At 71.2% G+C, this 8696-nt stretch carries 12 protein-coding genes; 6 read left to right on the forward strand and 6 right to left on the reverse strand.

Annotated features, from left to right (window positions below):
- The 3 genes from EIO58_RS08355 to EIO58_RS08365 form a co-directional block, all read right to left on the reverse strand.
- Nucleotides 1-483, reverse strand: a 483-nt coding sequence (locus tag EIO58_RS08355) for an ArsR/SmtB family transcription factor (RefSeq protein ID WP_164861594.1), incomplete at its 3' end; no start/stop codon positions are given.
- 14 nt (nucleotides 484-497) lie between these two features.
- Complete coding sequence (locus EIO58_RS08360) at nucleotides 498-1019, reverse strand: GNAT family N-acetyltransferase (RefSeq protein WP_127819141.1); 522 nt, start codon at nucleotides 1017-1019, stop codon at nucleotides 498-500.
- The gene (locus tag EIO58_RS08365) at nucleotides 1019-2335 is read right to left on the reverse strand and encodes an NAD(P)-binding domain-containing protein (protein ID WP_127819142.1); all 1317 of its coding nucleotides are present in this window, start codon (nucleotides 2333-2335) and stop codon (nucleotides 1019-1021) included. Before EIO58_RS08365 ends, EIO58_RS08360 begins: the two co-directional genes overlap by 1 nt.
- A gap of 86 nt (nucleotides 2336-2421) precedes the next feature.
- Here EIO58_RS08365 and EIO58_RS08370 point away from each other — a divergent pair, with 86 nt between their 5' ends.
- The 6 genes from EIO58_RS08370 (at nucleotide 2422) to EIO58_RS08390 (ending at nucleotide 5244) form a co-directional block, all read left to right on the forward strand.
- Nucleotides 2422-2772, forward strand: a complete 351-nt coding sequence (locus tag EIO58_RS08370; RefSeq protein WP_446723909.1) for a metalloregulator ArsR/SmtB family transcription factor — start codon at nucleotides 2422-2424, stop codon at nucleotides 2770-2772.
- A 5-nt stretch (nucleotides 2773-2777) separates the two neighbouring features.
- Nucleotides 2778-3452, forward strand: coding sequence for an aquaporin (locus EIO58_RS08375; RefSeq protein WP_127819143.1), 675 nt, complete (start codon nucleotides 2778-2780; stop codon nucleotides 3450-3452).
- Nucleotides 3453-3593: 141 nt separating this feature from the next.
- Nucleotides 3594-3719 (forward strand): hypothetical protein, encoded by a 126-nt coding sequence (locus EIO58_RS19505; RefSeq protein ID WP_274543201.1) that lies wholly within the window; start codon nucleotides 3594-3596, stop codon nucleotides 3717-3719.
- A 1-nt stretch (nucleotide 3720) separates the two neighbouring features.
- Nucleotides 3721-4395, forward strand: coding sequence for a DUF6766 family protein (locus EIO58_RS08380; RefSeq protein ID WP_127819144.1), 675 nt, complete (start codon nucleotides 3721-3723; stop codon nucleotides 4393-4395).
- A gap of 160 nt (nucleotides 4396-4555) precedes the next feature.
- The gene (locus tag EIO58_RS08385) at nucleotides 4556-4897 is read left to right on the forward strand and encodes a DUF7882 family protein (RefSeq protein WP_127819145.1); all 342 of its coding nucleotides are present in this window, start codon (nucleotides 4556-4558) and stop codon (nucleotides 4895-4897) included.
- Nucleotides 4898-5007: 110 nt separating this feature from the next.
- Nucleotides 5008-5244 (forward strand): hypothetical protein, encoded by a 237-nt coding sequence (locus EIO58_RS08390; RefSeq protein WP_127819146.1) that lies wholly within the window; start codon nucleotides 5008-5010, stop codon nucleotides 5242-5244.
- 74 nt (nucleotides 5245-5318) lie between these two features.
- On the opposite strand, the gene EIO58_RS08395 is transcribed toward EIO58_RS08390, so the two are convergent.
- From EIO58_RS08395 to EIO58_RS08405, 3 genes are all read right to left on the reverse strand, one after another.
- Nucleotides 5319-6827, reverse strand: coding sequence for an FAD-dependent oxidoreductase (locus EIO58_RS08395; protein ID WP_127819147.1), 1509 nt, complete (start codon nucleotides 6825-6827; stop codon nucleotides 5319-5321).
- A gap of 131 nt (nucleotides 6828-6958) precedes the next feature.
- Complete coding sequence (locus tag EIO58_RS08400; RefSeq protein WP_127819148.1) at nucleotides 6959-7873, reverse strand: CPBP family intramembrane glutamic endopeptidase; 915 nt, start codon at nucleotides 7871-7873, stop codon at nucleotides 6959-6961.
- Between the two features lie 10 nt (nucleotides 7874-7883).
- The coding region (locus EIO58_RS08405) for an MFS transporter (RefSeq protein ID WP_127819149.1) at nucleotides 7884-8696 on the reverse strand (813 nt) is incomplete at its 5' end.

The following is an 8696-nucleotide window of genomic DNA, read 5'->3' on the forward strand; positions in this document are numbered from 1 at the left end:
GTCGGCACGCACGGCGGCGCGACTCAGCGCCTCGAGCCGCGCCGCCGCGAACGCCGCCGTCCGCGACGCCAGCCGCGGCGACGAACCGCGCGCCAGGAGGCGATAGCTCTCGTCGACGCAGCGCGCCACCGTCTCGGGGCCGAATGTGCCGCGGAACCGCATCGAGAGGTCGCGCGCGATCCGCTCCAGATCGGCCGGCGTCGACTCCACGGCGGGACCGCCGATCACGGCGTCGACGCGATCCCCGCTGTCGGGCGCGATCGAGTACCAGACTCGCCGTCCCTCCGGATGCCGCTCGACGATGCCGTCGTCGAGGAGTGCGCGCATGTGGTGGCTCACCGTCGGCTGCGTCAGCCCAAGGGCGTCTGCGGTCCGGCCAACCAGGACGCGACCGTCGCCGGAGTCCCTGATCAGACGGAGGATGCGCACGCGCGTCGGATCAGCGAGCACGGTCAGCGACCGGTCGGCGGCACCAGGATCCATAGACCGCAGTCTATCTACACCGGCTGCTCCGAGCGCCCGTTGCGCGCGCTCCGCCGCTCGATCAGCACCGTGTCGCGCCATCGCCCGGCGTGGGGTCCGAGCAGCGACTGCGCGATGCGCTCCCTCCGCCCGACGATGCGGAAGCCGGCGCGCTCGTGCACCCGCAGGCTCGCCGCGTTCTCGGGGAACACGCTCGACTGGATCGTCCAATACCCCGCGGAGTCGGCACCCTCGATGAACGCGTCGAGGAGGAGCGCCCCGATGCCCTGCCCGCGCGCGTCGCGATGCACATAGACCGAGTGCTCGATCACCCCGCGATACGCCGGGCGGGATGACACCGCGGATGCCGCGGCCCAGCCGGCGACGCGACCGTCGCCGTCGTGCGCGACCAGACGCGGCGCGGCGACCCTGCCGGCATCGAAGTCGTGCCAGGCCGGTGTCCGGGTCTCGAACGTCGCCTCGCCGTCCTCGATGCCGTGCCGGTAGATCTCTTCGACGGCAGGCCAGTCCTCGGGGCGCAACTCTCGCACGTGCATCAGGAGCAGCATCCTCCCGCGCGTGCGGAGTCCGTCGAGCACACGCCGGTCGCCGGCAGCACGAGCTCCACCTTCGCAGCGGCGGCGGCATCCCCCGCCATCCATGCGGTGACCGAACGCACCTGCTCGTAACCCGTCGCCAGGAGGAAGGTCGGCGCGCGACCGTACGACTTCATGCCGACGACGAAGAAGCCGGGCTCGGGGTGCTGCAGTTCGCGGAACCCGTGCGGCTCGACCGTGCCGCACAAGTGCACATTGGGGTCGATGAGCGGCGCGAGACGCTTCGGCGCCTCGACCACGTCGTCGAGCTCGAGACGGATCTCGCGCAGGATGCCGAGGTCGGGGCGGAATCCGGTCGCGCGCACGACCACGTCGGCGCGGAGCGTCTCGAGTCGGCCGCGACGCGTGCCGGTCAGCTCGACTCCGCCCGCGGCGCGGCGTCCGCGCTCGATCTCGAACCCGTCGATCACCTCGATGAGGCCGTCCGCGATCGCGCGGTCGACCCGGCTCCCCAGTCGCGCCCGGTCGGCGAGCTCGTCGTCCGCGGACGACGACACCCTGACCGCCTGGGAATTGCGGATCGCCCACGCGGCGGTGGTTCCCGGCTCGTCGCGGGCCAGCTCCGCGAGGGCGAGAAGCGTGTTCGCCGCGGAATGACCAGCGCCGACGACGAGGGTGCGGCGACCCGCGAAGACCGCGCGATCCCGGCCGAGGACGTCGGGAAGCGCCGGCATGACGTGGTCGGCGATCTCGTCGGAGCCGAGCAGGTCGAGCCCACTGGAGGAGAGCGGATTGGGGCTGCGATACGTGCCGGAGGCGTCGATCACGGCGCGGGCGGCGACGTCGACGATCTCGCCGTCATCGGTGCGCACGCGGACGGCGAACGGGGTCGCGGCGCGTGCACGCGTGCGCGTGCGGTCCATGCCCTCGCGGGCCACGGCGACGACCTCGGTGCGCAGCCGGATGCGTGAGGCGATCTCCTCCATCCGCGCCAGCGGCTCGAGGTAGCGCTCGACCAGCTCGCGTCCGGTCGGCGCTGCGCCGGGTTCCGGATGCTGCCACCCCTGCTCCTCGAGGAGCCGCAGCGCAACGGGGTCGACGAGATGCCGCCACGGCGAGAACAGGCGTGTGTGCCCCCACGACCGGACACTCGCTGCGATGTCGTCGCCCGCCTCGAAGACCACGAAGTCGAGCCCGCGTTCGAGGAGGTGGGCCGCGGCAACCAGTCCGATGGGCCCGGCGCCGATGATCGCGACGGGAAGCGTTGCGAGCCGATCGGTGTCGGCGACGCGCGGGGTGAGGTCGAGCAGGGTCACAGCAGCCTCCGGGCATATCGATGATCTTCGATGCATGATTCTCGTCCGCTATATCGACGGTTGTCAATATCGACTATCATCGATCCGTGCCCACCATGATCGAGGTCGCCGACGTCAGCGCCGGCGCGTGCTGCTCCCCGCTCGTCCGCGAGCCGCTCACTGCCCCAGAGGCGGAGCAGCTCGCGGTCACCATGAAGGCCCTGGCCGATCCGACACGGCTCCGGCTGCTGTCGATCGTGGCGGCGTCCGAGAACGCCGAGGCATGCGTCTGCGACCTCATCGAACCTGTCGGCCTCAGCCAGCCGACGGTGTCGCACCACCTCAAGATCCTCACGGCCGCGGGCTTCCTCACCCGAAGCAAGCGCGGGACGTGGGCGTACTACGCCCTCGTTCCGGGGGCCCTCGACCGCGTCTCCCACCTCCTCGTCGGCTCGTGAGGCGGATGGTGCGCGCCGCCGCCGGCGAACTCCTCGGCAGCGCGGGCCTCGCGGCCGTCGTGGTGGGATCGGGCATCGCCGCCCAGCGGCTCTCCCCCGGCGACACCGGGCTTCAGCTGTTCGAGAACGCCGTCGCGACGGCGCTCGGCCTGACCGTGCTCATCCTCGTCTTCGCGTCGGTGTCGGGGGCCCACTTCAACCCGGTCGTGACGCTCAGCGACATCGTCCTGCACCGGCGCGCCTGGTCCACGGCAGCGGTGTACCTGCCGGCGCAGGTGCTCGGATGCATCGCCGGCGCCGTGCTCGCCGACCTGATGTTCGCGGTGCCCGCAGTGTCCTGGAGCACCACCGACCGCAGCGGGGTGCCCCTGCTCCTGTCGGAGGTCGTCGCGACCGCCGGCCTCATCGTCGTGATCTTCGCGCTGGTGCGCACCGACCGCTCGTCGCTGGCGGCGCCCGCGGTCGGCGCCTACATCGGCGCGGCGTACTTCTTCACGTCGTCCACGAGCTTCGCCAATCCCGCCATCACAGTGGGCCGCATGTTCACCGACACGTTCGCGGGCATCGCGCCCGCCTCGGTGCTGCCCTTCATCGGCGCCCAGCTGGTCGGCGCCGCCCTGGGCGCCGCCGTGATCGTCCTGCTCTACCCCATTACACGGGCGGTCGCCGAGGCCTCTTGAAGCTCGTGTGACGTCAGGGACCGCCGACCGGGCGCGGCACGTCCCCATCGCACCACCGCTTGTCAAGGCCATTCCCCCTCTTCCCGGTGCCTCGCATGCTGATGCTCACCGCTCGCCGCGGTGCACAGGAAGGAGCACAGCATGGTCGACTTCACTCCCGAGGAGGCCGGACCCCGCCCCGGAGAAGCCGTGGTCTTCTGGTCGTGGATCGCGGTGCTCGCAGTCGGCCTCGCCTACCAGATCGCCCTCCCGCTGGCCGGGAGGTGACATGCGCTCGGTCCGCGACAACGCACTGAGCATCCTCTTCGGCGCGATCTTCTTCCTCGCCCTCGCCGGGCAGTCGGTTGCGGGCTGGATGGAGAGCAACGAGCGACTCCAGCAGCACGGGGCGCCTGGCGAGGGCTACGTCGCATTCGTCACCTCGTCAGACTTCGTCGTCGACGTGGCCGAGAACTGGCAGTCGGAGTTCCTCCAGTTCTTCCTGTTCATCGCCGCGACCGTGTGGCTCGTCCAGCGCGGCTCCCCCGAGTCCAAGAAGCCCGGCGACGAGGGGCCGGGAAGCGAGAAGGAGCAGCTCGTCGGCGAGCACGCACGCCCCGACTCCCCCGCATGGGCCAGGGCCGGCGGCATCCGTCGAACGATCTACGCCAACTCGCTCCTGCTGGTGATGGGCGCGGTGTTCGCGCTGTCGTGGCTCGCCCAGTCGCTCGCGGGCACGGTCGTCACCAACGCCGAGAACGCCGAGCACGGGGATCCGCCGATCGCGTGGGTGGAGTATCTCGGCTCGCCGGACTTCTGGAACAGGACATTGCAGAACTGGCAGTCCGAGTTCCTGGCGGTGGGGGCGATGATCGCGCTGTCGATCTTCCTGCGCCAGAGCGGTTCCGCCGAATCGAAGCCGGTGGGCGCGCCGGATCACGCATCCGCCGTGTCGAGCGAGTGACGATGTCTCGCCGTACGCACCAACGGTCTCGCGGGGTCTGCGGGCCGGCACTGGCGCGCGGGCTCCGAGCGCGGGATCATGAAGGGACCGGGCTGGTGGGCGTTCCCCCCGAGCGGACCATCGCTTCGTTCTCCTGCAGGCTTCGCGCCGGAGGCGCATCATGGGCAAGTTGATTTACGAGGGCGCCGTCAAGGTCGACTTCGACGACCGGACACTCGCACACCTGCAGCTGGTGATCGGCACCAAGCTCCGGCGCGGCGAGCCGTTCCACTTCACGTGGCGCGACGACGCCAGCATCGGCGACGGACGGACGACGATCTGGGTGCACCCGCGATGCTCGCTGGTCTACAAGTTCTACGGCAGCCGCACTCCGCGCCTGAATCCGGCGTGGATCGATGCGCTCGCCCACACGGCCAATTCACCGGCCGGGCTGTACCTCGTGCCCGAGCCGCCCCAGCCGCAAGCGACTGAGCCGGTCGGCGAGCACGAGATGCTGCGCTGAATCGGGCCCGCGCCCCCGCGCCTACGCCGTATGCGCGCCGTTGTCAAGGCGTTGGGCGGCGGTCGCCGGGAGGTGGGACCCTCACACCCTTCGGGGCGACGGGAGCGGCGATGAAGCGAATCGACATCTACTACGGCGGCGAGCACTACAGCGTCGGGGGGCGAGATCTGGGGGATGTCGCACAGGAGATCGTCGACGGGATCGCGTCAGGGCCGCGCTGGCTGGAGGTGAACGACGGCGAGGGCGAGGCGCGCACGGCCTTCCTGCTGCTGTCGGCCGGCGTGCCCGTGGCGGTGGTGCCCATCCCCGACGAGCCCTACGGGTCCGCCGCGCCCGACGACATCTGAACCGGCGACGTCCCAGCCGCGCGCTCCGCCTCGTGGACAGCGGGCACCTCGACCTTCGACCCGCCCGCAGCCGCTCACTCCTCTGCCGGCGAGAGGTGCTCCACTGCGGGACCCTCCAGCACGCTCCCGTCGGAGGAGAACCTGGAGCCGTGGAGCGGGCAGTCCCATGTGCACTCCGCGTCGTTCCACGAGACGATGCCACCGAGGTGGGTGCACACCCCCGACACGCGGCGTGTCACCCCCGCCACCGTCGACTCCGCGACGGGCGACATCCCTCGCCGGACGACGTAGCCGTGGCCTTCGGCGGGCGCGTCGCCCCGGACGGGCGCGACGCCGGTGCGCACCCAGTCCGCGACGAGGTGACTCCCGACGCTGGCGTTCGCCTGCACGGCCTCGCCGATGTCGGCCATCCCGGCGTGGTGGGCGTCCAGCGCAGCCGCCCACGGCTCGTGGCGGTCGAGGATGCGTCCCGCGATACGCAGCGCTGACGCGATCGCGTTGGTCATCCCCCATTTGTCGTATCCCGTTGCTGCGAAGATCCGCCCACCAGTCCGGGGCAGCACACCCGCGAACGGAAGGTGCGAGACGCTGCGGTAGTCCTGCGCCGCCCACCAGGTGCGGCGGCGGGCGCCCGGCCACCAAGAGCAGGCCCATCGGTCGAGCTCCGACAGCAGATCGCTCGTTCGTTCCGCGCGACCAGTGGGATGCGCGCCGGACCCGAGCGTGAGAACCCGCGTGCCGCCGAAGTCGTCCCACCGCATCGAGCGCGACGGATCGTCCAGCGAGAGGAACATGCCGTTCGGGACGGATGCCTCGCGCGCGAGGTCGTACGCGACCACGAACGACCGGGAAGGCACGAGCGTGGCGAACAGCAGGCCGCGATCGAGCGGGACGGCGCCGGTGGCCAGCACGAGAGTCGTGCACCTCACTTCGCCCCGCGTCGACTCCACGGTCACGCCGTGGTCATCCACGTCGGCATCGGTCAGCCGGCACCCGGTGACGATCGGCACGCCGTCGCCGCGCAGGCGCCGGGCCAACTCGGCGAGAAGCCGCAGCGGGTGAAGCTGGAACTGGCCGTCGAGGCGCAGTGCGGCCTCGATGTCGAAGGGCACGCCCAGCTCCTCGCGCGAAGGCCGGCGGAGCCGCTCGACCGGGATGCCCGCCGCCTGCGATGCCGAGAACTCCCGGTCGATCGCCGGGACGCCGTCGGTCGAGCTCGTGTATGTGACGGCCCGCCGCTCTGCGACGACGCCCGGAACCGAACGGAACTCGCGCTGCACCCATTGCTGCGCGGCACGATTCGACGCGACGTATGCCCGAAGCGTCTCGTCGCCCGCGTGTGCGCGGATCCGCGTGAGCACGTCTGCCTGCAACAGGCTCAGCTTCCCGGTCGTGTTGCCGGTGGTGACCGCACCGATCGAGCGCGCCTCCACCACCGCGACCCGCATGCCCGCCCGGCGGAGGATGGTGGCCACGGCGAGCCCCGTGAGCCCGGCGCCGGCGACCACGACCGTGCTGCCCTTCGGCGGCGCCGAGGGGTCGTCGGGGATGTGCGGGGCAGTCTGCCGCCACAGGGAATCCATCCGCCCTCCTCCTCGGCCGCGCGCGGCGCGGTCGATCTGTCGTCGGCACGAGTGTCGAGCACCGCGGCGTGCGAGTCGACGGGGTTGACACCTCCGGCGCGCTGCTACCCGGCCGTGAAGATCGGCAGAGGTCACACCAGGAACAGCCGATCCAGCACGCCCGGGTTGTGCGCGTGGACGAGCACCAGGAACACGACGGCGTCGAACAGCAGGTGCACGGTCACCACGTACGAGAGCGAGCGGGTTCTCATGAAGATGAAGCCCTGCAGCAGCGCGAACGGGATGGTCAGCACCGGCCCCCACGCCTGGTAGCCGAGCTCCCACAGGAACGAGACGAACACGACCGCCTGCAGGACGTTGGCCTGCCAGTCCGGGAAGTGCCGCCGCAGCAGCGCGAAGCATGTGCAGATGAAGAACAGCTCGTCCCAGATGCCCACCGCTCCGACGCCGACGAACAGCCGCGCGATGAGGTCGGGCGTGTCGACCACCGGCCAGTTGTGGAAGACGCCCGACGTGATGAAGTAGAACGGCAGGATCAGCCAACCGAGCCCGAGCACGGCGACGAGCCATGTCCACTGGAACGTCGTCCACCGACCGCCGCCGCGCCACGGAAAGCGCACGGCGTGATCGCGGTACACCCAGCGCGAGATCGCGTACGGCACGGCGACCGCCCCGCCGAGCGCCACCGCGAACCGGAGGATCGCAAGGTCGTCGAGCTCCGCCTTCAGCGGGATCGCGCTCACGATGAGCAGACCGGCCGCGATGAGCGAGAGGTCACGCACGAGCGAGGGCCGGCGACGGATGCCGGTGGCCGGCGTGGCACCCGCGTTCGAGGCCTCGGCGACCGGATCCGGCACCGCACCACCGCTCCCCCGTTCGGCCACGAGCGCGAGCGCAAGGCCCGCGGCCAGCAGCATCCATCCGACCCACGGCACGCGGACGACGAAGAACGCGGGCGCTGCGAGGCACACCAGCAGTGCGGGGGCGAGGCGCCACGACCAGGCGGGGCGCGCGAGGACGAGGGCGGCTGCGGGGTGAGCGGGCATGGTTCTCGGTTCAGTGGTCGAGGGGATGGGCGATCTCGTCCGCCGGCATGCGGGCGACGAGGTAGGCGACGGCGCCGAGGAAGAGCGGGATGACGCCGGCCGCGATGAAGATCGTCTCGATCGGCACGACCTGCGCGAGCGGGCCGGCGAGCGCCATCGACAGCGGCATGAGCGCGAGCGACACGAAGAAGTCGAGGCTCGAGATGCGCCCGAGCATGTGCCGCGGCACGCGGCGCTGCAGCAGCGTGCCCCAGATGACGTTGCCGTAACTGAACCCGAAGCCGACCAGGAACAGACACAGGGCCATGAGCCAGTACTCGTGCGTGATGCCGACGACGGCGAACGGCAGCGTGCTGACGCCCCACACGCCCATCATCACGGTGAGGTACCGGCGCGGCAGCTTCATCGACGACACCACGATCGACCCGACGACCCCGCCGACGCCGTAGATCGCGAGGAGGAAGCCGAACCAGCGCGGATCCTCGCCGATGCGGTCGCGCGTGACGAACGGCAGCAGGACCTCCTCGGGCCCCACGAAGACCAGCACCCATCCCGTGGCGAACAGCAGCGTCCACAGCAGCCAGGGCGTGCGCACGGTGAACCCGACGGCCTCGCGGAGGTCGTGGAACACGCCGCGCACGCCGCTCGGGGCATCGCGCTGCTCGTCGGCCGACAGCGGCGGCTCGGGTCCGACGAAGAGGAGGAGGACCAGTGCGAGCGCATGCGCAGCGACCACGCCCCACGCGGCGTGCGCGGGCGCGAGGACCGCGGCGACGATCATGCCGGCCGCCGCGGGACCGGCCGCCTGCTGCAGGGCGGGACG

The organism is Microbacterium sp. CPCC 204701, assembly GCF_004010105.1.
In the GTDB taxonomy this organism is placed as follows: Bacteria; Actinomycetota; Actinomycetes; order Actinomycetales; family Microbacteriaceae; genus Microbacterium.